This is a genomic window from Pseudomonas sp. LBUM1670 (genome assembly GCF_059695695.1).
Genome location: NZ_CP166783.1, coordinates 3042317 through 3068370 on the forward strand (window position 1 = coordinate 3042317; position 26054 = coordinate 3068370).

Below are 26054 nucleotides of genomic sequence, written 5' to 3' on the forward strand. Positions count from 1 at the left end.
GTCAGCTGCCGGTGCGAATCTTGTTCCACACCCGCGTCCGAATCCGGTCAATGTTCAGCGGCATCGCTTCCAGCGCAAACAACTTCCCCATCATTTCCGGGCTCGGATAGACCTTGGTGTCGTTCTTGATCGCCGGGTCGATCAGGCTGTCGGCCTGTTCATTGCCGTTGGCGTAATGCACGTAGTTGCTGATGCTGGCCATGACGTCCGGGCGCAACAGGTAGTTCATGAAGGCGTAACCGGCTTTTCCGTCCGGGGCATCGGCGGGCATGGCAACCATGTCGAACCAGATGGCGGCGCCTTCCTTGGGAATCGCATAGCCGATGTCCACACCGTTCCTGGCTTCCCTGGCGCGGTTTTCGGCCTGAAGGATGTCGCCGGAGAAACCGACCGCCACGCAGATGTCACCATTGGCAAGGTCGCTGGTGTACTTGGACGAGTGGAAATAGCTGACGTAAGGCCGGACTTTCATCAGCAGCGCTTCAGCCTTTTTGTAGTCTTCCGGGCTCTTGCTGTGATGCGGCAGGCCCAGGTAGTTGAGCGCCGCCGGGAGCAATTCCGGGCCATTGTCGAGGATTGCCACACCGCACTTCTGCAGTTTGGCCATGTTCTCGGGTTTGAAGATCAGGTCCCAGGAATCCACGGGCGCGTTATCGCCCAACACCGCTTTGACCTTGGCGATGTTGTAGCCGATGCCGGTGCTGCCCCACAGGTACGGGAAGCCGTGCTCGTTGCCCGGGTCGTTGGTCTGCAACGCTTTGAGCAACACCGGATTGAGGTTCTTCCAGTTCGGCAACTGGCTCTTGTCGAGCTTCTTCAGTGCGCCGCCCTGAATCTGCCGGGCCATGAAGTGGTTGGACGGGAACACCACGTCGTAGCCGGATTTACCGGTCATCAACTTGCCGTCGAGGGTTTCGTTGCTGTCGTAGACGTCGTAGCTGAAACCGATACCGGTTTCTGTCTGAAAGTTTTTGGTGGTGTCCGGTGCGATGTAGTCCGACCAGTTGTAGATCTTGACGGTCTCGGCCGCGTGACTGAGGGACACGACGAGCGCCAATGGCGCGAGTGCCAGGGTCTTTCGGATCATGAGTGGATTCCTGTGTGGTTTTTTTCTTTTTATTGAAGGGCTGGCAGGCAATCAGAGGATCAAAGAATCAACACGTAGGTCTTGCGCACGGTTTCCTGGATGTCCCAGATACCGAGGCTGTTGGCTGGCAACATCAGTGCGTCGCCGGCTTCTATGCGGAGGGTTTCACCGTCGTCCGGGGTGAAGGTGCAGCGCCCCTGGATGAAATGACAGAATTCCTGGGCAACGATCTGCCGGCGCCAGCGACCGGGAGTGCATTCCCAGACGCCGGTTTCGACGCCATCGTTGCGCTCGACGCTGGTGGTGGAGGCCACCGCCACCGGGGTGCCCAGCGGCACGGCGACCGGGTTCGATTCGTCCAGCTTCAGGGTTCCGGTGTTCTTGAATTGCGTGATGCTCATGGGAGTACCTTTCGATGTAGAGAGCGCCGATTACTGCATGAAACCTTCCATGAACCCGGCAACCCCGCTGGCCAGTTTGCGCCGCCAGGGCGCAGTGGCAGGGTTGGCCAGGGTCTGGTCTTCGTGGATGAAGCTGCGGATGATCGCGTTGTAGCCGAGCCAGCGGCAGGGTTCCGGTTCCCAGGCTTTGAGCGCTTCGAGACCGCCCTGAGGAATGACCCATGGCTGGCGAACCAGCTCGGTATCGCGTTGCAGAATCAAGTCGGCCAGGGTCCGTCCGCCCAGGTTGCTGGCACCGACGCCCTCCCCGCCATAACCGCCGGAAATCGCAATGCCACTGGCTTGATCACACAACATGTGCGGCTTGAACCGTCGGGACATGCCCAGGTTGCCGCCCCAGCCGTGGGTGATGCGTACGTTCTTGAGTTGCGGGAACAGCTCGCCGAAGAGGTAACGGCGCAGCGCTACTTCACTGCTGGTCAGGTCGAAGTCATGGCGAAGTTTGCCGGCGAACTGATAGCCGCCCCGTGCGCCGAATACCAGGCGGTTATCCGCCGTACGCTGGCCGTAAGTGACCTGACGGCTGCTTTCGCCGAATGCCTGGCCATGACTCAAGCCGATTTCGTCCCACGTCGCAGCGGACAGCGGCTCGGTTGCCACAATCAAGCTTTGCACCGGCAACTGATAACGACCCAACGGTGGCAGCGTAGTCGCGTAACCTTCTACCGCCGGAACGATCCAGCGACTGCGTACGGCGGCTTTCGCCATGCTCAGGCTGCCCGACTGCCAGTGGCTGACCGGGCTGTTCTCGTAAATCCTGACGCCCATGCGCTCCACCGTCCGCGCCAGGCCTCGCACCAGTTTTGCCGGGTGAAGGGTCGCGACGTGCGGTGCATAGATACCGCCGTAAGGCTTGGCAATTCTGATCTGTTGCGCCAACTGCTCCGTGCTGAGCCAGCGGTAATCGCTTTCGGTCAGGCCCTGTTGATAGCGCTTGTCCAGATAGCGCCGCAGGCTGGCTTCCTGTTCCGGGTAGCGCGCTGCGCAATACAGCGCCCCACCTTTGCGATAGTCACAGTCGATACCTTCACGTTCGAGGACAATCTCGACTTCATCGGGAATGCTGTGGAGGAGATCGTAAGAGGCACGACGCTCTTCCGCCGGTAGATCGGCCAGCAAGCGGTCTTCGCCGAGGATGTTGCCCATCAACCAGCCGCCGTTGCGTCCCGAGGCACCAAAACCGGCGGTCTGCGCTTCAATGATGGCGATGTCCAGGCCCGGCGCCAGGCGTTTGAGGTAGTACGCTGTCCAGAGTCCGGTGTATCCCGCGCCAATGATGGCGACGTCGACGTCCAGATCCTGCTCCAACGCCGGACGCGCCAACAACGGCTCGTCAAGTTGGTCCATCCACAAACTGATAGTGCGCCACGCCGGCATGCAAGACTCCGCCACTCAAACTTCGATGGCGTTGATCCTAGTGCGTGGGCTCAGAGGCTGTCTTGCGCGCGTGCACGCAAAGAAATTTGTTTGGCGTAGGCCTTCGGTGACAGGCCGGTGTGCTGACGGAAACAGCTGTAGAACGCCGACAGCGAATTGAAACCGGCGGCAAACGCCAGCTCATCAATCCGCAGCGGCGGCGTGGCGGTGTCCAGCGCGGCGAGCAGATGCTGCAGCCGTGCCTGGTTAACGTAGCGATAGAAACTCTGGCCCAGCACCTGATTCAGCAGATAGGAAATCTGATTGCGACTGTAGCCGCACTCCTTCGCCACCCGTTGCAGGTCGAGCTCGGGATCCAGATAGGGCTGCTGACGCTCGAAATACTGTTGAAGGTCTTCAGCCATGAAACTCAGCTGACGCGGTGATAACCCGAGTCGGCTGGCGGCCGGCCGCTGATTGTTGGCGGTTTTGCTGACAGGTTGCTCATGCACCAACGAGGCATATTCATTGACCCGCCAGATCAGCGCGTCGCGGACGGTAATCGCCTCACTGGCGCGAAATGACACCAACCCTGCACCGCCGCGCAGGGTGATGCGGTATTGAATGAATGCCGTGTTGCCGTCCAGTCGAATGCGGTCCGAGTGTTCCAGCGCTTCATCGGGATCGCGCGGCATGCTGCTGCGCACGTACTCGCGCAACTCGTCCAGCCCCATCACACGGTTCTGGAAAAAATCGTTGTATTGAACATCCGGGTGATAAAGCGCCATGACCGCGTCCAGGTCGCGGTGTTTCCAGCGCAGGTGATAGCGCATGACCGTCTCGCTCGTGGCCTGGGTTTGCAGCGGACCATCATCATCGACGGGCATAAAGGTCTCGATAGGAAAAAAGTGAGCTTGCCGAAATTCAGCCCCGGCTTCAACGCTGATCCAATACCGGCCCTTTGCCTAATCTTCGTGATGCTGTGACCTGAATCAAAAAAAACTCAACCATTTGCTAAACAGCCTCAAAAATCCACATTAAATTCACATCCAGATGCTACTTTTAAGGGCAGTCACCGGTTGAGCCAATGAAGGCTCTTCCCTCCTAACATGAGCTAACGGAAGCGCTCGATGAAGAAGGCGGGCAACATATGAATAAAGGGTGCAGTAAGGTCACTTTTCCAAATGCCTGCCAGCTGATGCGCTGGCATTTTCATCCCATGGGTTTTGAGGCGAGCATGGACGCCCCGGGCAGCATGATCGCCCGTCTGTTTGACCGCGCCAGTGGCGAGACCATGATCGCCATTGCCGGTATTCCGTGCGCAACGGTCATGAATGCCGCGGATGTTGAACGAATAATCGAAGCGGTGGAGGATGAGCTTGAGTCATTTATTCCGCCCGTGGCCCTCAGGAGTTATGCCTGAAGGTTGAGGCGCATTTGCCTTAAAAAAAGCCCACATTTTGTGGGTTTTTTTGTGGGGGTGAAAAGATCGCAGCCTCGTTTCACTCGACAGCTCCTACAAGGATTGCGGATACCTGTAGGAGCTGTCGAGTGAAACGAGGCTGCGATCTTTCAAGGCTTACGCTGATGTCTTGCCTGCGCGATGATCTGCAAAAAACGCCTTGCCCTTGCCAACCCGGTCGGAAGCCTTGGGCATGTTCGCCGCCTGGGTGTCCTGACCGTCGACATACCAGTAGCAATGGCTCACCGCCCGTGTGATGCCGACATACGCCAGCCGCAAGATTTCGTCCTTCTGTGAGTTGTCGTATGCCTCGTTGTCGCCAGGCTTGCCGAGACCGGCCATGCGGTAGACCTGATTCTTGTAAGGTGAACTGGTCAGGTGTTGACAATCCCCCAGCAAAAATACGGCATCAGCCTGAAGGCCTTTGGCGCTGTGGTAGGTCAGTTGCTTCAGCCGTCGGCTTTCGTACGGCAAGCTAGAATCAACATTAACTACAGACTGAATATGCTCTTCTATCAATGACTTATCGCTACTTTTACGATAAAGCATCAAGATTGAATCACCCTTCCTGTAGTGCTCCATCAAGCGTTTGGCCATGCCCTGATCGTCGCGATCCAGCACATTGACCGGAAGCAGCGATTTGGGCTCGCCGCTGGCCTTGGCCTTTTTCCCGGCGATGGCCGGCGCAGCGCGGACGATGTGTTCCGCCGCATCGATGATGTGCTGATGGCTGCGATAGTTGTCACTGAGCATGACTTTGGTGGTGCTCGGCGACGCAAACTCCTTGTTGAACTCCATGAAGTACGTTGGCGAACTGCCGCGCCATCCATAAATCGACTGCCAATCATCGCCCACGCAGAGCAGTGACGAACGCTGGGCGCCGCGACCGACGTGCATGGCCGGGCCGCGACTGCGAATTTCGGCCAGGCTGGCCCGAATCCACGAGACGATCTGCGGCGATACATCCTGAAACTCGTCGATCATCAAGTGCGACAGTGGCCGCAGCAATTCATCACTCAGCAGTTTCTGGTTTTCCGGGGAGTGCTCGCTGAACAAGGCAAACATGCGGTTGTAGGTCATCACCGGCGGCTTCTGATCCAGTAGATGGTCCTCCAGAGCACGCCAGTAAAGGCTCAGGGCTTCGAAGAAAAAACGGTCCGGGTCGTCCTTGGCGAAACTCATCTGGCCAACCGCGCCTGGAACATCCAGCCCCAGGTTCTCTATAAACCCGGCCGCAGCGACGAAACAATCGAGCAACGGCGCGGAACCGAGCTCTCCTTTGACCTTGTAATCGAACCCCGGCCCGGCGCTGGCATCCCCTGACAGCGAGCCCAAAACCCGTTTTGACGACTCATAACTATCTAACCATATCAATGGCTTACGACAGAAAGCTTGAAACAGGGTTCGCTTTACAGCCCACTCCGCGCGAACGCTGAGCTTGGCATTTGCGCGACTGACTTGCGGGTTTTCCCGCGGATCGAATCCCAGCACCACCCACGCGTCGAGGCTCGGAATATAGCCATGGCAATGAAACGTCGAGCCATTGATATCGAACGACTGACGATTGGGCTCGATACCCTTGATCGGCCAGGCACCCGCGCGAAACCACAGATCTTCGATGAAATCGCACAGCTCTTCATCACGCTTGGCCGCCAGTTCGGTCACGGCCATACGCTTTTGCACGTCCGGATGATCCCTTTCCAGCTCCTTGAGCTGCAAGGCATGGCGGGATAATGGCTTGATCAGTTCGCGGAAACGCTCATCGCGGGTGTGCAGGCTGTGATAGCAGGCATTGAGCTGCTGACGCTGGGCGTCATTGATACGCAAGTCGAACGGATTGCTGTCGGCTTCCTCATCGCCATTTTGTGAGCGGTGACTGAGGTTTTCGAAGGCTTGCAGCCTTTCGAAGCCCGGCAGGCTGCGCACCATTGGCAGGATTCGCGAGTGGAAGGTGCGTACCAGATCCCGCGCTTCTTTCAAGCTGAGCGCCCGTCCCCAGAGCGCAAACAGCTCGATCAGCTTGTTGATGAAGTCCTTGCGTGACTCGCGGGTAAATGTCACCACGGTCATCGAATCAAGTTCGAAGCCCAGATAGTGGGTCAGCAGCAATATACGCAACACCAGGGTGGTGGACTTGCCCGCGCCTGCGCCGGCGATAACCGACGTCGATGGCGTGTCGCTGAAGATCATCTTCCACTGCGCGGCACTGGGCTGGGCATGGGGCGGCAGCAACCGGGCGACGTCGGCCTTCATGCGCTTTTTCAAGTCGGCACTCAATGGCAGGCGCCAATCATCAAACAGGTTGTCGTCGACGTTGGGTGGGCGGTGTTCGGTCGAGCGCGAATCGCGGATCAGCAACACCTGCCGACCTTCCTCCAACCCTTCGAGCTTGCCTTCCTTATAGCCATAATCCACACCCGCGCTGTGGCCACTGCGAAAGCCATCGGCCTGGCCATGCAGCCATGACGCACGGTGTTGCGCGCGCAGCCGGGTCAGGCCATGGCCGAAGAACCGGGCTGCAAGACGCTTGAGCAGCGGCATCTCGTCCAAGGGACGAAGTTCAGGAGGAAGATCGGGGGTGTGTTGCGGCACGCGGGCTGACTCCAGGGTGTGAGGCTGTTGAGGGCTATGGTGTCTGCATTTGCCGTTCAGTTCTAGTGAAATGCTTACAGGTCATTGGCTTATGCGATGAAGTGAAGGCTGGGTGAGAATGTTTCGAGGTAATCTGATATCAATTTATTCGATGGTATTGAGGCATTTTTTACGCTTTTTATCGATCAGTTCCTAATGGATGATGCTCGCCATCAAAACCCATTTCAGGAGACGATCATGCTCGAACTCAGACCTTTCAACTCCCTGGGCGGCGCCCACCATGGCTGGTTGGATGCCCATCACCACTTTTCGTTCGCCGAGTACCACGACCCCAAGCGCATGAACTGGGGCAACCTGCGGGTGTGGAACGACGACGTGATCGCCTCCGGGACCGGGTTCCCGAAACACCCGCACCGGGACATGGAGATCATCACCTACGTTCGTGAAGGCGCGATTACCCACGAAGACAACCTTGGCAACAAGGGCCGCACCGAAGCGGGCGACGTTCAGGTCATGAGCGCCGGCACCGGGATCGCCCACAGTGAGTACAACCTGGAAGCCACCGAAACCAAAATCTTCCAGATCTGGATCATCCCGAACGAAACCGGCCTGGCACCGTCGTGGGGCGCCAAGCCGTTCCCTAAAGGTCAGCGTGAAGGCTTCGTAACGCTGGCGAGCGGCAAGCGCGGCGACGACCAAAGCCTGCGGATTCGAGCGGATGCGCGACTGGTGGCAGCCAACCTGAAGGCCGGCGAGTCTGCCGAATATCGACTGGACAACGGCCGTCGTGCTTATCTGGTGCCGGCGACGGGTGTCATTGAAGTCAATGGGTTGCGTGCACAAGCTCGAGACGGTGTAGCGGTGGCCGATGAGCAGGTGTTGCGGGTGACGGCGGTTGAGGACAGTGAGATTGTGTTGGTGGACCTGGCTTGATGTTGTAAACGCCAGATATGCAAAAGGGGCGAACCTTGATGGTCGCCCCTTTTTTGCATGCTGTTAATTGTGGCGAGGGAGCTTGCTCCCGCTGGGCTGCGAAGCGGCCCTAAATCCAGCGAACGCAGTTTTCTTGATGCACCGCGTACTCGGATTTACGACTGCTTCGCAGCCGAGCGGGAGCAAGCTCCCTCGCCACAGGGCCCTCGATCACTTCGCAGAAATTGCGCCATCCACGAGGGTTTGCGCTTCGGCCACCAACTGCTTCAGATGCTCGTCACTGACGAAACTCTCGGCGTAAATCTTGTAGATGTCCTCCGTACCCGACGGACGCGCCGCGAACCAGCCGTTCTCGGTCATGACTTTCAGACCGCCGATGGCCTGGTCGTTGCCCGGCGCATGGCTGAGGATGCTCTGGATCGCTTCGCCCGCCAGTTGGGTCGAAGTGACCTGTTCCGGCGACAACTTGCTCAGCAGCGCTTTCTGTTGCGGATTGGCCTTGGCATCGACCCGCACCGAGAACGGTTCGCCCAGTTCGTCGGTCAACGCGCGGTAAGCCTGGCTCGGATCACGACCGGTACGAGCGGTCATTTCTGCCGCCAGCAGCGCCGGGATCAAACCGTCCTTGTCGGTGCTCCAGACACCGCCGTCCTTGCGCAGGAACGACGCGCCGGCGCTTTCTTCGCCGCCAAAACCCAGCGAGCCGTCGAACAGACCGTCCGCAAACCATTTGAAACCGACCGGCACTTCGTAGAGGCGACGGCCCAAACGCCTGGCCACACGATCGATCAAGCCGCTGCTGACCACGGTTTTGCCCACGGCCGCATCGGCGCGCCATTGCGGACGGTTCTGGAACAGGTAGTCGATCGATACCGCGAGGTAACTGTTCGGCGCGAGCAAGCCACCCGACGGGGTGACGATGCCATGGCGGTCGTGATCCGGATCGCAGGCGAACGCCACGTCAAAGCGCTCTTTCAGGCCGATCAGGCCTTGCATCGCGTGGCTGGATGACGGGTCCATGCGGATCTGGCCATCCCAGTCGACCGTCATGAAACGGAAAGTCGGATCGACCTGCTTGTTCACCACTTCCAGGTCCAGCTTGTAATGCTCGGCAATCGCCGACCAGTAGCGCACCCCTGCTCCGCCCAGCGGATCAACGCCCAGACGCAGCTTGGCATCGCGAATGGCATCGAAGTCGATCACGTTGATCAGGTCGGCCACATAGGTGTTGAGGTAATCGTGACGATGGGTGGTGCTGGCCTTCAGCGCCTGTTCGTAGCTGATGCGTTTGACGCCGGCGAGCTTGTTGCCCAGCAGTTCGTTGGCCTTGGCTTCGATCCACTTGGTGATGTGGGTATCGGCCGGACCACCGTTGGTAGGGTTGTATTTGTAGCCACCGCTTTGCGGCGGGTTGTGCGACGGCGTGATGACGATACCGTCCGCCAGACCGGAAGTGCGGCCGCGGTTGTAGCAGAGAATGGCGTGGGAAATCGCCGGTGTCGGGGTGTATTCGTCGCCCTCGGCAATCATGACTGTCACGCCGTTGGCCGCCAATACTTCGAGGGCGCTGGCGCCGGCCGGAGTAGACAGCGCGTGGGTATCGATGCCGACGAACAGCGGCCCGTCGATGCCTTGGGCTTCGCGGTACAGGCAGATTGCCTGGCTGATCGCCAGGACGTGCCACTCGTTGAAACTCAGGTCGAACGAGCTGCCCCGGTGCCCGGACGTGCCGAAAGCGACGCGCTGGGTGGAGATGGCGGCATCGGGCTGGCCGGTGTAATAGGCCGTGACCAGTCGCGGGATGTCGACCAACAATTCTGCCGGTGCCGGTTTGCCCGCAAAAGGACTGAGTGTCATGCAAAACCTCTGGAATAGAGTGGTTCAGGAATAGGACCGCAGTTTACTGGCAGTTTGACCGCAACGCGATGGGATCGATCCACGGGCACAGAGGATGTTATCGACCGCGTTCAGTCCATCGACTCCAACCGCAAGGCATCTCCCAGCAGGCTCAATGCAGCACCGATGTCATGATCTGCGCCGAAAGCATGACTCAGGCGCAAGTGCTGCGAGTACAGGCCCTGCAGACTGAACAGCTCCCCCGGCGCAATCACCACGTGATGCTTGAGCAGTCGCTGGAACACTCGACGCATATCGACCTGACGCAGTGAGCGTGCCCAGACCGTTGCCCCGCCTTGAGGCTCGACGACATGCAGGGCGTCGCCCAGACGCTCCTGCAATAGCTGCGTCATGTGCACCTTGCGATCCTTGAGCAACCTGCGCAGCACCTGAAGATGCTGATCGATCCGGCCATTGCCGTACAAACGGGCAATGGCTTTCTGGCGAATCGGCGACAAGCGGAATGAGCGTAGCAGAAAGTGACGCTGCAATTGCTCGCTGAAATGCCGCGAAAGCAGATAGCCGTAGGGCGCTTCCGGACCGATGACTTTCTCGAACGTGGAGAACACGATCAGCCGGTCGGGGTCGAGCAGGTCACGGAATCGCAAGCCGCCCGGCTCGAATTCCAGCTCACCGTAACAGTCGTTTTCCAACACCCAACTGCCATGTTGTTCCAGCAACTGCGCAATGACTTGTCGATTGTCGTCGGGCGGCAGGCTGCCCCGTGGGGCGCTCAACCCCGACGACAGCATCACCAGCCGCACCGGCCAGGTTTCCAGCAGTTCCTTGAGTCGCTCGGCGTCGAGGCTGCCATTGGCTTGCACCGGCCATTCGATCACTTGAACGTCCGCCGCCTCAAGCAGGCGCAGAATCGTCCAGTCACATGGCGACTCGACCACCACGGCGGCATCCTTGAGACCCAGTACAGCAATCAGTATTTCCAGGACACCGCGCAAGTCTGCGCCGACATAGACGTCATCGGCATGCCAGCAGCGCACCGGCGACGTGGTGTAACGCGCCGCGAGGGCGGTGCGCAGTTCGAGCTCGCCGCAAGGTTGTGAAGGCAGTTGTGGCTGACGCGGGTACTGGCGCAGCAGTTCGCGCTCCAGCAGCAACAACGGACTGTCGAGGGGTTGCAGCAACGCCGGCTCATCAGCGCTTAAGACCAGCATGCCCGGCCGCCGGGCACTGACATAGACGGTTTCGAGCAGGTCGTTGCCACTGCCGGGCATATTGATCGAGGACACCGGCAACGCGTGATAGCCGGACTTGGCCACCGAATAGACACGCCCTTCTTTCTCCAGCAGCGAATAAGCGTACTGAATGGTCGAGATCGACACGTTCAGACGGTTAGCCAACTGGCGTAACGATGGCAAGCGCACACTCGCGTCGCTGACCGGCTCGTTGATCAGGTGGGTCAAGTATCGGTACACCGCCTGATAGGCAAAGTCGGTCTCGCGAGGTGCTTTCAATGTCCCGCTGACCATTCACCCGCCACCGCAGCATCGTGATCATAGTCGGCGGCTTCTGACTGCCCGTCCGCGCCTTCGGATTCCCCGTCAGTCACCCTGCCTTCGACGCCAGGCACCGGCCCCATGCGGTACAGCTTGCCGATCAGGCTGACGGGCAGCCCGCTGACATCGACCATCCATTGGGCAATCTGTTCCGGCACCGGATTGCCCTGCATCGCCCGGTGCAGGTCAGGCATTGCGACCAGCATGCCCGGGTGGCACTGACGCAGAAAACGCTCAAGCCCGGCACCGTTTTCGACAAAAGGCGCGAAGATCAGGCACACCAACTGCGCCTCGTTCAACCCGAGGTTTTTCTGCGCCTCCGCCGCTGCCAGTGCGCGCTGATCGGACACCCCTGTCGGGTTGCCAAAGGCCTCCACGGCTTGTTCGCACAGACGCTCCGGTAGTCGCTTGCGACGCATCATCACCAAGGCTCGCTGCAAGTATTCTGCGACACCCGACTCATAGCTGTGACCGTGCACGAAGCACGCTTGCAACCCCCGGACATGGGCAGAGATCGACGGGCTGACGAATTCGTTGTCGCTGAGCTGTACCGAGAGTTCGTCAGGTTGAAAACCCAGAAACTCGGTGAGCAGCGGCCATCGCTCTTCCCGGTTGCTGACCAGCATGTCGTGAATGTCGATGAACGTGGCGCGACGGCAGGCTTCAAACTGTTCGGCCGGACGCCATTGCGCCTGGTCATGCCCGGCATAAAACGTGCGGTAACAATCGCTGCCGAGCTCATCGAGCACTGCAAACAGCTCTTCAAAGCCTGTTCCAGGATGATTCGACGTCTTGAGCCCGGCCTTCGCGGCGGCCCGCTTCAAGCCCTCGATAAACTGTTTCTGCTGATGCAGCGTATCGCTGCTGATCAATGCATCGACACCGCTGTTCCACCGGGCAATTTGCCCAACGAACTCGCCAGTGGCCAGATATCCGTCGTCCCATAGATCGATCGACCCTTCCAGGGTCCGACGATGCCCCACCATCAGCAGATTGAGTCGATTGGCTTCGCGACCCGCCTCCGAAATCGGCGCCAGGTGCCTGAACGGCAAAACCTCCCGATTATCGACCATCAGTACTTCGACCCGGGGATCGTCGTAGAGGAACAATGCACTGCCGGTGCGATGAATGTTGTCTTGAGCCGACGAACTCAGGCCGTTCATGCGCAATGAAGCCACGCGCAACTGGAACGTGGAAGGTGCCCTGCCGGCAATACTCAACTGCGCGGCGCGCAACAGCGCCAGGGTGTAGCAACTGTCCCGGGACCCCGACTGGATCGCCAGCACCTTGTAATCGCCAATGCGCTCCATACCACCGGCGGTGACCACCAACCGCTGAATCATCAGCTGCAATGCCGTGCGTTCGGCCCGGGAAAAGAAACTCAGCAAACGTTGCAGCATTTGCTGATAGACATAATTCATCGCCTGATCATGGATACGGGTCATCTTAATTTACCTGATGCTTGTAAGTTCAATATGCGCAAACAACGATATGCAGTGCACAAATAGATTGCCGCCACACAGAAGTGCTGGGCGTTATTGCCAAATGCTAGCACTTAAGCTTTTGCGTAGTTATTTGAAATGCCTGGACAGTGCGACCCTCGCGGCCAAAGGCAGCTCGCCGCAAAGCCCCGTATTACTGGCGCTCCGGGGCTGCGAGATATATCCTAGGAAATGTCCGACAGAGTCCCACAGACATTTAGCACAAGAAATAAAGAAAGAAGTCGCACAGGATTGTTTGGCAACTGCGCAATGATCAACGGTTTGTCGCGAAAATATTAACGAAGTGCGTTGAAAAGTATCAAACCGATACCCAGCCATGACTCTTTCCTTGAGATGAAAGTAATCATTCAATTATCAGGGCTTAAATGGCGATTAGAAGATACAGATCGAGAGCAAAAACCAGCTCAGTTGCTGAACTGGCCCCCCACACCTCATGTTTTCAGACCTGTAGGAGCGAGCTTGCTCGCGATGGACTTCAGGACGACGCGTATATCCAGAGAATACGCGATATCGTTGGCGTCCATCGCGAGCAAGCTCGCTCCTACAAAGGCAGGCAAAAAAAAGTCCGTGCAGGCACGGACTTTTTCAGAGGGTGTTACGCAGGATCGACCTGCAGGGCAACCCTTTCGCGGCATGGGCATTCGTCCATGTAGCGGTGTGCTTCGACAAACTCGGAAAACGGGAAGACCCGAGTCTTGAGCGGCAGCAGAACGCGATCGGCGGTCAGCTGATTGATGTCGCGCAAGGCACGTTGCAGTGCGACCTGGTCCTGAACGATGCCCAATTCCGGCTTGCCGGTGAAGTTGCCGATGCAGTGCACAAAGAACTGAATGTTCTTCTGGAACGCTGCGCAGGCCGGGAATGGCGTCTGGTTGCCACCTTGCAAACCATATAGAACCAGGCTGCCGCGCGGTGCCAGCACGTCGCCGAGCAACGACATCTGTGGGCCGCCCAAGCCATCGAACACCACGTCCACGCCACGGTTGTCGGTGATCTTGTTGATCCGCATCAGCAGATCTTCTTCCTCGGTGACGATGACCTTCTCGGCACCCAGCGACAGCAGGTATTCACGCTCTTCCGCTGTCTTGGTAGCGGCAATCACCCGTACACCCAGGGCTTTGCCCAGTTGCACGAACGAAGGCCCGGCGCAGTGGCTGGCGTCAGTCACCAAGGCAAACTGCCCAGGCTTGACCCGTGCCAGATCGGCATAGGCAAAGTAAGCAATCAACAGCGGCGTGTAGTGCACCGCCGCTTCAATCGGGCTCAGCACGTCCGGATAACGGGTCAGTGCCGAGCGTGGCAAAACGATCTGCTCGCCATAGACCGGATAGTCGTTCGGGCTTTCAGCCGGGAAACTGGCGACCTTGTCGCCGACGGCCAGGTCATCGACGCCCTCGCCGACCGCCGTCACGACGCCCGACATTTCATGGCCGAGGCCTGAAGGCAGACGAGCGTGGGACGAGGCCAGGTTCTGGCGCCAGAGAATGTCGTACCAGCTGATGCCAATCGCCTCGACGCGCACCTGCACTTCGCCCGGCGCAGGGAGAGTGGCCGCATGCTCTTCGCATTTGAGCACCTCGGCTGGACCAAACTTGTGAAAACGGATCGTGCGGGACATCGCAAACCTCGTCAAAGAAACCTCTAATGCCCTGAACTCTATCCGGGCTTTGTACCCAAGACCATCAGTGGCTATTAATAGTCGACATGCCTGTCATTGATTCCGCAGCGCCGGCGACATCTTCTAACGTCGTAAGAAACCGAAGCAGCCTTTGTAGGAAAACTGAATTACTCGGTGCAGAGTAGCAGTCTTTGCCCGTAATATTCATGCCGGCCATTGTTCTCATATGGCCGCTCTCGTCAAGCTTGATGACTCTGCCAGGACTCCAGATGAATCGTAATGACCTGCGTCGTGTCGACCTGAACCTGTTGATCGTGTTCGAAACATTGATGCACGAACGCAGTGTGACCCGCGCTGCGGAGAAATTGTTCCTCGGCCAGCCCGCCATCAGTGCGGCGCTCTCGCGCCTGCGCGGGCTGTTCGATGATCCGTTGTTCGTGCGCACCGGCCGCAGCATGGAGCCGTCCGCCCGGGCCGTGGAGATCTTCGCCCTGCTCTCGCCTGCCCTGGACTCGATTTCCACCGCCGTCAGCCGTGCGGCGGAATTCGATCCGGCGACCAGCACCGCGGTGTTCCGCATTGGTCTGTCGGACGATGTCGAGTTCGCGTTGTTACCGATGCTGCTCAAGCGCCTGCGCGCCGAATCGCCGGGGATTGTGCTGGTGGTGCGGCGGGCCAACTACATCCTGATGCCGAGCCTGCTGGCCTCGGGCGAGATTTCAATCGGCGTCAGCTACACCGCCGACCTGCCGGCCAACGCCAAGCGCAAAGTGCTGCGCCGCAGCCTGCCCAAGCTGTTGCGCGCCGATACCGTGCCGGGGCCGGTGAGCCTGGACGACTTCTGCGCGCGCCCTCATGCACTGGTATCGTTCGCCGGCGACCTGAGCGGCTTTATAGATGAAGAATTGGAAAAACTCGGGCGCAAACGGCATGTCGTGCTCGCGGTGCCGCAGTTCAATGGGTTGAGTACGCTGATCAGCGGCACTGATATTGTCGCCACCGTGCCGGATTACACGGCTGAAGCGCTGACGGCAGCCGGTGGCGTGCGGGCTGAAGATCCGCCGTTGCCGGTGCGCAGCTTTGAGTTGCACATGGCGTGGCGTGGGTCGCAGGACAATGATCCGGGTGAGCGCTGGTTAAGGTCGCGGATTCAGATGTTCTTCGGGGATCCGGATAGCCTGGCCTGATCCCTGATTTTTATGTGGGGGTTGAGGGCCTCTTCGCGAGCAAGCCCGCTCCCACATTTGAAATGCATTCCCATGTGGGAGCGGGCTTGCTCGCGAAGGGGTCAACTCGGTCTCGAGCCAATCTTTTGCATTCCCCGCAACACAGAATTGCCATCAAACACATTGATCGCTTTCTAACCTGAGGTGCATGCTAGAGGGCTCGCTTTGAACTTATATCATTCCGAATGATAGTTACCTTCGCTTCATTCGATTCGTGCGATACCACCCCGCCGAGCATCATCCGCCCATCTCAATACATTGGCGGATGCATCCATGGAACAGTCACTCAAACATTTGCGCTTCCCCTTGGCCATGTTGGCCGTGCTGGTGATGAGCGCTTGCGGCAAGGCTCCGGAGTCTGCTGCGACCCTGCCTGCGGCGAAAGTCAGTGTCGCCAAGGTGCTGGAACAACCGGTCAACGAGTGGGACGAATTCACCGGGCGCCTTGAAGCGCCGGAAACGGTAGAAATACGTCCACGGGTCTCCGGCCAGATCGATGACGTTGCCTTCACTGAAGGCGCGCTGGTCAAGAAAGGTGACCTGCTGTTCCAGATCGACCCACGCCCTTTCCAGGCTGAGGTCCGCCGCCTCGAAGCACTGGTTGCCCAATCCCGCGCCAATGCCACCCGCAGCGAAAATGAAGCCCAGCGCGGTGAACGTCTGCGCACCAGCAACGCGATTTCCGCTGAACTGGCCGATTCGCGCACCAGCGCCGCGCAAGAAGCCCGCGCCGCCGTTGGTGCCCTTCAAGCGCAACTGGACCTGGCAAAACTGAACCTGAGTTTCACCCGCGTCACCGCGCCAATCAGCGGCCGCGTCAGCCGTGCGGAAATCACCGCCGGCAACCTGGTGACCGCCGATACTACCGCGCTGACCAGCGTGGTCTCCACCGACAAGGTCTACGCCTACTTCGACGCCGACGAGCGTGTGTTCCTCAAGTACACCCAGCTCGCTCGCCAGGGCAAACGCGGCGCCACCACCCCGGTGTACCTCGGTCTGTCCAACGAAGACGGCAACCCGCACCAGGGCGTGATGAACTTCGTCGACAACCAGGTCAACCCGAAAACCGGCACCATCCGTGGTCGCGCGGTGTTCGACAACACCGACGGCACCTACACCCCAGGCCTGTATGCCCGCCTGAAACTGGTCGGCAGCGGCACCTACTCCGCCGTGCTGATCAACGACGAAGCCGTCGGCACAGACCTCGGTAAAAAGTTCGTGCTGGTGATGGATGCGGACAACAAGACTGCGTACCGCGCGGTCGAGCTGGGTCCGAAAATCGAAGGTCTGCGCATCGTGCGCAACGGCCTGAACAAGGACGACACGATCATCGTCAAGGGCCTGCAACGGGTACGTCCCGGTTCGCCAGTCACCCCTGAAGTGATCCCGATGGCCAGCGAGCAAACCCTCGCGGCACTCGCACAACAACGACAAGCGCTGGAAGCCAGCAACCTGCCCCAAGTCGCGCCTGCCAAGGTCGCACCGGGTTCGGTTGTGAAACTGGCTGCTGCGACTCCACGCGGTTAAGGGACAACAACTCCGATGAATTTTTCCCAATTCTTCATTTCACGGCCGATCTTCGCAGCGGTGCTGTCGCTGCTGATCCTGATCGCCGGCGCCATCTCGCTGTTCCAGTTGCCGATCAGCGAATACCCGGAAGTCGTGCCGCCGACCGTTGTGGTCCGTGCCAACTTCCCGGGCGCCAACCCAAAAGTCATCGGTGAAACCGTGGCCGCTCCACTGGAGCAAGCCATCACTGGCGTCGAGAACATGCTGTACATGTCCTCGCAATCTACCGCTGACGGCAAGATCACCCTGACCATCACCTTCGCGCTGGGCACTGACCTGGACAACGCACAGGTGCAGGTGCAGAACCGCGTAACCCGGACCGAACCGAAGCTTCCAGAAGAAGTGACGCGCATCGGTATCACCGTGGACAAGGCGTCGCCCGACCTGACCATGGTTGTGCACTTGACCTCGCCGGACAAACGCTACGACATGCTGTACCTGTCCAACTACGCCCTGCTCAACATCAAAGATGAGCTGGCGCGACTGGGCGGTGTCGGTGATGTGCAACTGTTCGGTATGGGCGACTACTCGCTACGGGTGTGGCTCGACCCGAACAAGACCGCTTCGCGCAATCTGACCGCGACCGATGTGGTCACCGCGATTCGTGAACAAAACCGTCAGGTCGCTGCCGGTGCCTTGGGTGCACCACCCGCGCCGAATGCCACTGCGTTCCAATTGTCGGTCAACACCCAAGGTCGTCTTGTTTCTGAAGAAGAGTTCGAAAACATCATCATCCGCTCCGGCGAAAATGGTGAAATCACCCGACTCAAAGACATTGCTCGCATTGAACTGGGTTCCAGCCAATACGCCCTGCGTTCCTTGCTGAACAACCAGCCGGCGGTGGCGATTCCGATCTTCCAGCGTCCGGGTTCCAACGCGATCGAAATCTCCAACGAAGTGCGCGACAAGATGGCGGAGCTGAAGAAGAGCTTCCCGGAAGGCATGGACTTCAGCATCGTCTATGACCCGACGATCTTCGTGCGCGGTTCCATCGAGGCGGTGGTTCACACCCTGTTCGAAGCGCTCATTCTCGTTGTTTTGGTAGTGATCCTGTTCCTGCAAACCTGGCGTGCCTCGATCATTCCGTTGGTGGCGGTGCCGGTTTCGCTGATCGGTACGTTTGCGGTGATGCACCTGTTCGGCTTCTCGCTGAACGCCTTGTCGCTGTTCGGATTGGTATTGGCCATCGGTATCGTGGTGGACGACGCCATCGTGGTGGTGGAAAACGTCGAGCGAAACATCGGACTCGGGCTGACCCCGGTCGAAGCGACCAAGCGCGCCATGCGTGAAGTGACCGGCCCGATCATCGCCACGGCGCTGGTGCTGTGTGCGGTGTTTATCCCGGCGGCGTTCATCTCCGGGTTGACCGGGCAGTTCTACAAGCAGTTCGCCCTGACCATTGCGATCTCGACGGTGATCTCGGCCTTCAACTCGCTGACCCTGTCGCCCGCACTGGCCGCTGTGTTGCTCAAAAGCCATGACGCGCCGAAGGACCGTTTCTCCAAGGTGCTGGACAAGATCTTTGGCGGCTGGTTGTTCCGTCCGTTCAACCGCTTCTTTGACAAGGCCAGCCATACGTATGTCGGCACGGTCGGCCGGGTTATCCGCAGCAGCGGTATCGCTCTGTTGTTGTACGCAGGCCTGATGGTGCTGACGTTCTTCGGTTTCTCCAGCACCCCGACCGGTTTCGTACCTGGCCAGGACAAACAGTACCTGGTGGCCTTCGCGCAACTGCCGGACGCTTCGAGCCTGGACCGCACCGAAGACGTGATCAAACGCATGTCCGACCTGGCGCTGAAACAGCCGGGCGTGGAAAGTGCGGTGGCCTTCCCTGGCCTGTCGATCAACGGGTTCACCAACAGCCCGAACGCCGGCATCGTGTTCGTGACCCTGAAACCGTTCGACCAGCGTAAAGACCCGAGCATGTCTGCCGGTGCGATTGCCGGTGCCTTGAACGGCCAGTTCGCCGGGATTCAGGAAGCCTACATGGCGATCTTCCCGCCGCCGCCGGTACAAGGCCTGGGCACCATCGGTGGTTTCCGCCTGCAGATCGAAGACCGGGGCAACCTGGGCTACGACGAGCTGTACAAAGAAACCATGAACATCATCACCAAGAGCCACAACGTGCCGGAACTGGCCGCGCTGTTCACCAGCTACACCGTGAACGTGCCGCAGGTCGATGCCGCCATCGACCGGGAGAAAGCCAAGACCCACGGCGTGGCCGTCAGCGACATCTTCGACACCCTGCAGATCTACCTGGGCTCGCTGTATGCCAACGACTTCAACCGCTTCGGTCGCACCTATCAGGTCAACGTTCAGGCTGAACAGCAATTCCGCCTCGAACCCGACCAGATCGGTCAGCTGAAAGTGCGTAACAACAAAGGCGAGATGATCCCGTTGGCGACCTTTATCAAGGTCAGCGACACCTCGGGCCCGGACCGCGTGATGCACTACAACGGCTTCATCACTGCTGAAATCAACGGCGCGGCAGCCCCAGGCTTCAGCTCCGGCCAGGCTCAGGCGGCCATCGAGAAACTGCTCAAGGAAGAACTGCCGAACGGCATGACCTACGAATGGACCGACCTGACCTACCAGCAGATTCTGTCCGGCAACACCGCGCTGTTCGTGTTCCCGCTCTGCGTATTGCTGGCGTTCCTGGTACTCGCGGCGCAGTACGAAAGCTGGAGCCTGCCACTGGCGGTGATCCTGATCGTACCGATGACGCTGCTGTCGGCCATCACCGGCGTGATTGCTTCGGGAGGCGACAACAACATCTTCACCCAGATCGGCTTGATCGTACTGGTGGGACTTGCGTGCAAGAACGCGATTCTGATCGTCGAGTTTGCCAAGGATAAACAGGAAGAAGGCATGAACCCGCTGGCAGCGGTGCTCGAAGCTTGCCGCCTGCGTCTGCGGCCGATCCTGATGACCTCCTTCGCGTTCATCATGGGTGTGGTGCCACTGGTGTTCTCCAGCGGTGCCGGTGCCGAAATGCGTCATGCCATGGGTGTGGCGGTGTTCTCCGGGATGCTCGGGGTGACCTTCTTCGGTCTGTTGCTGACGCCAGTGTTCTACGTGTTGATTCGTAATTTCGTGGAGCGCGGCGAGAAGCGCAAAGCGGCCAAGGCCCTGAAACTGGAGGCGCAACAATGAGCCTGAAAGCCTTCCTGCCGAGCCTGCTGGTACTGGCCCTGAGCGCTTGCGCAGTAGGCCCGGACTACAAAACCCCGGCCACCGAACCGGCCAACATCACCACCGCCACCGATGGCGCTGCCGGTCAGAAAAACTTCGACCGCTCACGTTTCGAAGGCATCTGGTGGCAGCAGTTTGAAGACCCGACCCTCAACCAGTTGGTGACGCAATCCCTGCAAGGTAACCGCGATTTGCGCGTCGCCTTCGCTCGCTGGAAAGCGGCCCGGGCGATTCGTGATGACGCCAGCAATGATGCCATGCCGACCATCACCAGCCGCGTCAGCAGCGATCTGGGTAAAGGTCAGATTCCGGGCGAGACCACCAAACGGGTCAATAGCGAACGCTATGATCTGGGTCTGGACATGGCCTGGGAACTGGACTTGTTTGGTCGTATCCAGCGCAACCTGGAATCCAGCGACGCTGAACAGCAAGCGGCCGAAGCCGATCTGTACCAGCTGCAAGTCACCATGATTGCCGAACTGGTGGACGCCTACGGTCAGCTGCGCGGTGCGCAACTGCGGGAAAAGATTGCCCTGGCCAACCTGAACAACCAGCAGGAATCGCGCAAGATCACCGAAAGCCTGCGTGATGCCGGTGTCGGCGATCAGCTCGATGTGGTCCGCGCCGATGCACGCCTGGCGGCCGTCGAAGCCAGCGTGCCGCAGTTGCAGGCTGAACAGGTTCGGCAGAAAAACCGTATCGCCACCCTGCTGGGTGAACGTCCGGACAAGCTGACAGTGGACCTGAGCCCGAAAGATTTGCCAGCGATTGCCAAGGCGCTGCCGATCGGTGATCCGGGTGAACTGCTGCAGCGCCGTCCGGACATTCTCAGCGCCGAACGCAAACTGGCTTCGGCCACGGCGCGTATCGGTGTGGCCAAGGCGGATCTGTTTCCACGGGTCAGCCTCAGTGGCTTCCTCGGCTTTACCGCCGGGCGCGGTTCGCAGATTGGTTCCTCGGCGGCCAACGCCTGGGCGCTGGGCCCAAGCATCACCTGGGCAGCGTTTGACCTGGGCAGTGTTCGAGCCCGCTTGCGCGGTGCCGACGCAGATGCCGAAGGCGCACTGGCGACCTATGAGCAGCAAGTGCTACTGGCCCTGGAAGAATCGGAAAACGCCTTCAGCGATTACGGCAAACGCCAGCAACGCCTCATTTCGCTGATTCGTCAGAGTGAGTCAAGCCGCGCAGCCGCCGACCTGGCGGAAATTCGCTACCGCGAAGGCTCGTCTGACTTTCTCGTCCTGCTCGATGCCCAGCGCGAACGTCTGGCAGCGGAAGACACCCAGGCCCAGGCCGAAGTCGATCTGTATCGGGGCATTGTCGCGATCTACAAGGCCCTTGGTGGCGGCTGGCAACCAGAGACGGTCGCCAGCAAGTAACAGACTCCTTTGGTTGGCCGCAACCAACCCGTTTTTTTGCCCCGCGCCTCATTCGGTCGCGGGGCTTTTTTTTGCGCACGTGAATCCACCGCCAATCCAATGTGGGAGCGGGCTTGCTCGCGAAGGCGGTGTGTCAGTCAATACACATGTCATCTGACCCACCGCCTTCGCGAGCAAGCCCACTCCCACATTGGTTCAGTGTTGTTTTTCAGATGTGCGGATTCCTGGACGGTAACCGTAGCTGTCGTCCCCGCCCGCAGGTCGCGGGGCTTTTTTGTTTGCACAATTTCCGAATCCACCACCGCCCCTGTGGGAGCGGGCTTGCTCGCGAAGGCGGTGTTTCAGTCGACATCAATGTTGCCTGACATACCGCCTTCGCGAGCAAGCCCGCTCCCACAGGGGATGTTGGGTTAATCCATCAATCCCCAGTCACCCGGTGGCGATTGGGGCCCGGGTGATGCTTCGGCGTGCAACTTGAGCCGCAGGCGCAAATTGTTCACCGAGTCCGCATGCTTCAGCGCCTCTTCTTCATCGATCGCACCTTCTTCAACCAATGCGAACAGCGCGCCATCGAACGTCTGCATGCCCTGCTCGCCGGACTTCTCCATGATCCCTTTGAGCTCATCAAATTCGTTACGCCGGATCAGGTCACCGATAGTCGGCGTACCGAGCATCACTTCCACCGCCGCCCTTCGTTGCCCATCACGGGTACGCACAAGCCGTTGGGAAACGAACGCTTTCAGATTGTTGCCCAGGTTATGCAGCAGCTGCGCCCGTCGTTCTTCCGGGAAGAAGTTGATGATGCGGTCCAGCGCCTGATTGGCGTTGTTGGCATGCAAGGTGGAAATCACCAGGTGCCCGGTATCGGCGAATGCCAGCGCGTGCTCCATGGTTTCGCGGTCGCGGATCTCGCCGATCAGCACCACATCCGGCGCCTGGCGCAGCGTGTTCTTCAACGCCGCATGAAAACTGCGGGTGTCCACGCCGACCTCGCGCTGATTGATGATCGATTTCTTGTGCCGATGAATGTATTCGACCGGGTCCTCGATGGTGATGATGTGGCCGCTGCTGTGGCGGTTTCGATAATCGATCAGTGCGGCCAGTGAAGTAGACTTGCCCGAGTCGGTGGCGCCAACGAAAAGGATCAGTCCTTGTTTGAGCATGACCGATTCCAGCAACACGGCGGGCAACTGGAGGTCTTCGAAACGCGGAATGTCGAGTTTGACATTACGCACCACGATCGACACATCGTTGCGCTGCTTGAAAATGTTGACCCGAAAACGCCCGACACCCGTCAAAGAGATCGCCAGGTTCATCTCCAGCTCCCGATCGAACTCCAGCCGCTGCTCGGCGTCCATGATGGACATGGCAATCGCCGTGATTTCCCCCGGTTTGAACGGCCGCTCGGTCAAGGGTTTGAGCACACCATCAAACCGTGCGCAGGGCGCCGCGCCGGTGGACAGGTACAGATCGGAACCTTCCTGGCTGGCCAGGATCTTCAACAGTGCATCGATTTCCATGGCAAAAAGCACCCGCGAAGCATTCAATGAACAGAAATGACCCCGAAAAACCGGTCATACAGCGTCTACCGCCCAAGGATAGTAGACGCCAGCCACACGGACTGACGTGCAGGACACCTTGATGAACACATCATTGACCGGCAACGATGCCCAGGCCTTGATTGCCAGACTGGACTGGACGCGCACCCCGCTGGGTGCCGCCAGTGCCTGGCCGCAGAGCCTGCGTACGGCGGTGGACATCGTCATTCATTCACCGATGCCGATGCTGTTGCTGTGGGGTCCGGAACTCACGCAGATCTACAACGACGGCTTCGCCCTGCTGGCCGGCCGCAAGCATCCGCACGCTTTCGGACAACCGACACACCAGATCTGGCCAGAACTCAAAGTCTTTACCGACCCGATTTACAGCGCCGTCCTACAGGGCCAGGTGCGGACCTACAGCGAACAGCGCTTCACCCTGCAACACAACGATGATGATTCCGACTTCTGGCTGGATTTGACCTACAGTCCGATCCGCGATGAAAGCGCCGAGGTCGCCGGGATTCTGGTCACCGCCATCGAAACCAACGAACGCCGACGCATTGCCCTCGAACTTGAACAGCGTTCGGCCGCCAGTCTGAAGGCTCAGCGCGAAACGGAGGAACGCCTGCAATTGGCGCTGGCCGCCACCGACGCCGTCGGCACCTGGGACTGGGACATCAGCGAAGACCGCTTCATCGCCGACGCGCACTTCGCCCATTTGCACGGCATTGACCCCCTCCTCGCCAGCCAACTGCCGATCAGCGACTACCTCAAGGCAGTGCACCCGGAAGACCGCTCGATGGTCACCCGCAGCATCAAGCATTGCATCACCCACGGCACCGAATACGCCGAGGAATATCGCCTGCTGCAACCCGATGGTCAGCTGCGCTGGGTGTTTGCCCGGGGCCGTTGCTACAAGGACCATCATGGCCGGCCCATCCGTTTTCTCGGCGCCGCCCTGGACCTGACCGAACGCAAACATACCGAACAGGCCTTGCGCCAGAGCCAGACCGAGCTGCAATTGATCATCAACGCCATGCCGATCCTGATCAGTTACGTCGACAGCGAGCAACGCTTTCGCCTGAACAACGCCGCGTACCTGGATTGGTACGGCCTGACGCCCCAGGAACTTTACGGTCGGACCATTCGTGAGGTGCTGGGCGAAGAGGCCTACGCCTTGCGCGCCGAATACATCACCGAAGCACTGGCGGGCAGAACCTGCTGCTTCAGCATCAGCACGCCGCATCGTGATGGCAGCACCCGTCAGGCCTTGATGAATTACCTGCCCCGCCACGGGCCGGACGGTGCGGTGAACGGTTTCTACATCTTCGTGATCGACGAAACCGAGCGCAAACAGACCGAAGAAGCCTTGCGCAACCTCAACGAAACCCTTGAGGAACGGGTGGTCGCCCGCACCCAACAGTTGGCCGAAGCCAACGAGCGCCTGCAAAACGAAATGTTCGAGCGCGAGCGTGCCGAAGATGCCTTGCGCCATGCGCAGAAAATGGAAGCGGTCGGTCAGCTCACCGGCGGCATCGCCCATGATTTCAACAACATGCTCACCGGAATCATCGGCAGCCTCGACCTGATGCAGCGCTACATCGCCGACGGGCGCACCGCCGAGATCGGCCGTTTCACCGAAGCGGCCATCTCGTCCGCCAACCGCGCGGCCGCCCTGACCCATCGCCTGCTGGCCTTCTCCCGGCGCCAGTCGCTGGATCGCAAGACGCTGAATGCCAACGAGCTGATTCATTCCCTGGAAGACCTGCTCAGCCGCACCAAGGGCGATCACATCGCGCTGAAACTGCAACTGGCCGATGAAGTCTGGCCGGTCAGCACCGACGTCAGCCAACTGGAAAACGCGTTGCTCAATCTGGTAATCAACGCCCGCGATGCCATGCCCGATGGCGGCGAGTTACTGATCGAAACCGCCAACGTGTATCTCGACAGCAAAGACATCATCCCTCTGGAATCGGTCAAGGCCGGGGACTACGTGATGATTGCCGTCAGCGACAACGGCACCGGCATGACCCCGTCGGTGCTGGCCAAGGCCTTCGACCCGTTCTTCACCACCAAACCTATCGGCCAGGGCACGGGTCTGGGCCTGTCGATGATTTATGGTTTTGCCCAGCAGTCAGGTGGACACGTCAAACTCGACAGCCTTCCAGGCCAAGGCACCTGCGTTCGCCTTTACCTGCCGCGCCTGCATTTCCCGGAGCCGGAGAACACGCTGATGCCCTTCAATAGCGAAGCACCAGCGGCGATTGCCGGTGAAACCGTGATGTTGGTGGAAGACGATCCGGCCGTGCGCATGCTGGTCCTCGATTTGCTGAATGAGCTGGGTTACCACGCCCATGACGCCGAAGATGCGAAGACCGCCCTGCCCTTGCTGGAGTCCGACTTGCGCGTTGATCTGCTCGTGACCGATGTCGGGCTGCCGGGCATGAACGGTCGGCAACTGGCCGAAATCGCGCGTCAGCACCGACCGAAACTCAAGGTGCTGTTCATGACCGGTTACGCGGAAAAAGCCGCCGAACGCCAGGGGTTCCTCGAGGAAGGCATGGACATGGTGACCAAACCGTTTTCCATTGATCTGCTGGCCAACAAGATTCGCACGATGATCGGCCAACCGTAGGAGCTGCCGCAGGCTGCGATCTTTTCAGCGAGTTAAGGCATAATCGCGCGCGCCGATCGCCCCCACATAGCCACCACCGTTGCAAGGTACT

Annotated in this window: 17 protein-coding genes; 7 read left to right on the top strand and 10 right to left on the bottom strand. The window is 59.4% G+C overall.

Annotated elements, in window-relative coordinates; genetic code table 11:
* Window position 1 precedes the first annotated feature (1 nt).
* From ACA073_RS13800 to ACA073_RS13815, 4 genes are read right to left on the bottom strand one after another with little or no spacing between them, the layout of a single operon-like run.
* Window positions 2-1087 (bottom strand): polyamine ABC transporter substrate-binding protein, encoded by a 1086-nt coding sequence (locus ACA073_RS13800; RefSeq protein WP_497396884.1) that lies wholly within the window; start codon window positions 1085-1087, stop codon window positions 2-4.
* A 59-nt stretch (window positions 1088-1146) separates the two neighbouring features.
* On the bottom strand, window positions 1147-1488 hold the full coding sequence (locus ACA073_RS13805; protein ID WP_497396886.1) for a cupin domain-containing protein: 342 nt from the start codon (window positions 1486-1488) through the stop codon (window positions 1147-1149).
* Between the two features lie 30 nt (window positions 1489-1518).
* Complete coding sequence (locus ACA073_RS13810) at window positions 1519-2925, bottom strand: NAD(P)/FAD-dependent oxidoreductase (RefSeq protein WP_497396888.1); 1407 nt, start codon at window positions 2923-2925, stop codon at window positions 1519-1521.
* A 50-nt stretch (window positions 2926-2975) separates the two neighbouring features.
* A complete protein-coding gene (locus ACA073_RS13815; protein WP_497396890.1) occupies window positions 2976-3791 on the bottom strand; it encodes an AraC family transcriptional regulator in 816 nt (271 codons plus the stop codon).
* Window positions 3792-4054: 263 nt separating this feature from the next.
* On the opposite strand from ACA073_RS13815, the gene ACA073_RS13820 reads away from it, so the two are divergent.
* Window positions 4055-4327 (top strand): DUF1652 domain-containing protein, encoded by a 273-nt coding sequence (locus ACA073_RS13820; RefSeq protein WP_497396892.1) that lies wholly within the window; start codon window positions 4055-4057, stop codon window positions 4325-4327.
* A gap of 156 nt (window positions 4328-4483) precedes the next feature.
* Here the strand turns inward: ACA073_RS13820 and ACA073_RS13825 are convergent, their stop codons facing one another.
* Window positions 4484-6958, bottom strand: a complete 2475-nt coding sequence (locus ACA073_RS13825; protein WP_497396894.1) for a UvrD-helicase domain-containing protein — start codon at window positions 6956-6958, stop codon at window positions 4484-4486.
* A 237-nt stretch (window positions 6959-7195) separates the two neighbouring features.
* On the opposite strand from ACA073_RS13825, the gene ACA073_RS13830 reads away from it, so the two are divergent.
* Complete coding sequence (locus tag ACA073_RS13830) at window positions 7196-7891, top strand: pirin family protein (protein ID WP_497396896.1); 696 nt, start codon at window positions 7196-7198, stop codon at window positions 7889-7891.
* Between the two features lie 210 nt (window positions 7892-8101).
* On the opposite strand, the gene pgm is transcribed toward ACA073_RS13830, so the two are convergent.
* The 4 genes from pgm to ACA073_RS13850 form a co-directional block, all read right to left on the bottom strand.
* Window positions 8102-9748 carry a phosphoglucomutase (alpha-D-glucose-1,6-bisphosphate-dependent) gene (pgm, locus tag ACA073_RS13835; protein ID WP_497396898.1) on the bottom strand — a complete coding sequence of 549 codons (1647 nt, stop codon included), beginning with the start codon at window positions 9746-9748 and terminating at the stop codon, window positions 8102-8104.
* Window positions 9749-9858: 110 nt separating this feature from the next.
* Window positions 9859-11259 carry an aminotransferase-like domain-containing protein gene (locus ACA073_RS13840; protein WP_497404095.1) on the bottom strand — a complete coding sequence of 467 codons (1401 nt, stop codon included), beginning with the start codon at window positions 11257-11259 and terminating at the stop codon, window positions 9859-9861.
* Window positions 11256-12746, bottom strand: coding sequence for a hypothetical protein (locus ACA073_RS13845; protein WP_497396900.1), 1491 nt, complete (start codon window positions 12744-12746; stop codon window positions 11256-11258). The genes ACA073_RS13840 and ACA073_RS13845 overlap by 4 nt, the downstream gene beginning before the upstream one ends.
* A gap of 652 nt (window positions 12747-13398) precedes the next feature.
* The gene (locus ACA073_RS13850; RefSeq protein WP_497396902.1) at window positions 13399-14421 is read right to left on the bottom strand and encodes a zinc-dependent alcohol dehydrogenase family protein; all 1023 of its coding nucleotides are present in this window, start codon (window positions 14419-14421) and stop codon (window positions 13399-13401) included.
* Between the two features lie 269 nt (window positions 14422-14690).
* On the opposite strand from ACA073_RS13850, the gene ACA073_RS13855 reads away from it, so the two are divergent.
* From ACA073_RS13855 to ACA073_RS13870, 4 genes are all read left to right on the top strand, one after another.
* A complete protein-coding gene (locus ACA073_RS13855; protein WP_497396904.1) occupies window positions 14691-15608 on the top strand; it encodes a LysR family transcriptional regulator in 918 nt (305 codons plus the stop codon).
* A 312-nt stretch (window positions 15609-15920) separates the two neighbouring features.
* Window positions 15921-17174, top strand: coding sequence for a multidrug efflux RND transporter periplasmic adaptor subunit MexE (gene mexE / locus ACA073_RS13860; protein WP_497396906.1), 1254 nt, complete (start codon window positions 15921-15923; stop codon window positions 17172-17174).
* A gap of 15 nt (window positions 17175-17189) precedes the next feature.
* Window positions 17190-20369, top strand: a complete 3180-nt coding sequence (locus tag ACA073_RS13865) for an efflux RND transporter permease subunit (protein ID WP_497396908.1) — start codon at window positions 17190-17192, stop codon at window positions 20367-20369.
* Complete coding sequence (locus ACA073_RS13870) at window positions 20366-21787, top strand: efflux transporter outer membrane subunit (RefSeq protein WP_497396910.1); 1422 nt, start codon at window positions 20366-20368, stop codon at window positions 21785-21787. The genes ACA073_RS13865 and ACA073_RS13870 overlap by 4 nt, the downstream gene beginning before the upstream one ends.
* A gap of 410 nt (window positions 21788-22197) precedes the next feature.
* Here ACA073_RS13870 and ACA073_RS13875 read toward each other — a convergent pair whose 3' ends face one another.
* Window positions 22198-23307 (bottom strand): PilT/PilU family type 4a pilus ATPase, encoded by a 1110-nt coding sequence (locus tag ACA073_RS13875; protein ID WP_497396912.1) that lies wholly within the window; start codon window positions 23305-23307, stop codon window positions 22198-22200.
* 121 nt (window positions 23308-23428) lie between these two features.
* On the opposite strand from ACA073_RS13875, the gene ACA073_RS13880 reads away from it, so the two are divergent.
* On the top strand, window positions 23429-25963 hold the full coding sequence (locus ACA073_RS13880) for a PAS domain-containing hybrid sensor histidine kinase/response regulator (RefSeq protein WP_497396914.1): 2535 nt from the start codon (window positions 23429-23431) through the stop codon (window positions 25961-25963).
* Window positions 25964-26054: the final 91 nt, after the last annotated feature.

Coding starts and splice junctions, on each gene's coding strand:
- ACA073_RS13800 (WP_497396884.1), bottom strand. CDS start 1,087: ATGATCCGAAAGACCCTGGCACTCGCGCCATTGGCGCTCGTCGTGTCC.
- ACA073_RS13805 (WP_497396886.1), bottom strand. CDS start 1,488: ATGAGCATCACGCAATTCAAGAACACCGGAACCCTGAAGCTGGACGAA.
- ACA073_RS13810 (WP_497396888.1), bottom strand. CDS start 2,925: ATGCCGGCGTGGCGCACTATCAGTTTGTGGATGGACCAACTTGACGAG.
- ACA073_RS13815 (WP_497396890.1), bottom strand. CDS start 3,791: ATGCCCGTCGATGATGATGGTCCGCTGCAAACCCAGGCCACGAGCGAG.
- ACA073_RS13820 (WP_497396892.1), top strand. CDS start 4,055: ATGAATAAAGGGTGCAGTAAGGTCACTTTTCCAAATGCCTGCCAGCTG.
- ACA073_RS13830 (WP_497396896.1), top strand. CDS start 7,196: ATGCTCGAACTCAGACCTTTCAACTCCCTGGGCGGCGCCCACCATGGC.
- pgm (WP_497396898.1), bottom strand. CDS start 9,748: ATGACACTCAGTCCTTTTGCGGGCAAACCGGCACCGGCAGAATTGTTG.
- ACA073_RS13845 (WP_497396900.1), bottom strand. CDS start 12,746: ATGACCCGTATCCATGATCAGGCGATGAATTATGTCTATCAGCAAATG.
- ACA073_RS13850 (WP_497396902.1), bottom strand. CDS start 14,421: ATGTCCCGCACGATCCGTTTTCACAAGTTTGGTCCAGCCGAGGTGCTC.
- ACA073_RS13855 (WP_497396904.1), top strand. CDS start 14,691: ATGAATCGTAATGACCTGCGTCGTGTCGACCTGAACCTGTTGATCGTG.
- mexE (WP_497396906.1), top strand. CDS start 15,921: ATGGAACAGTCACTCAAACATTTGCGCTTCCCCTTGGCCATGTTGGCC.
- ACA073_RS13865 (WP_497396908.1), top strand. CDS start 17,190: ATGAATTTTTCCCAATTCTTCATTTCACGGCCGATCTTCGCAGCGGTG.
- ACA073_RS13870 (WP_497396910.1), top strand. CDS start 20,366: ATGAGCCTGAAAGCCTTCCTGCCGAGCCTGCTGGTACTGGCCCTGAGC.
- ACA073_RS13875 (WP_497396912.1), bottom strand. CDS start 23,307: ATGGAAATCGATGCACTGTTGAAGATCCTGGCCAGCCAGGAAGGTTCC.
- ACA073_RS13880 (WP_497396914.1), top strand. CDS start 23,429: ATGAACACATCATTGACCGGCAACGATGCCCAGGCCTTGATTGCCAGA.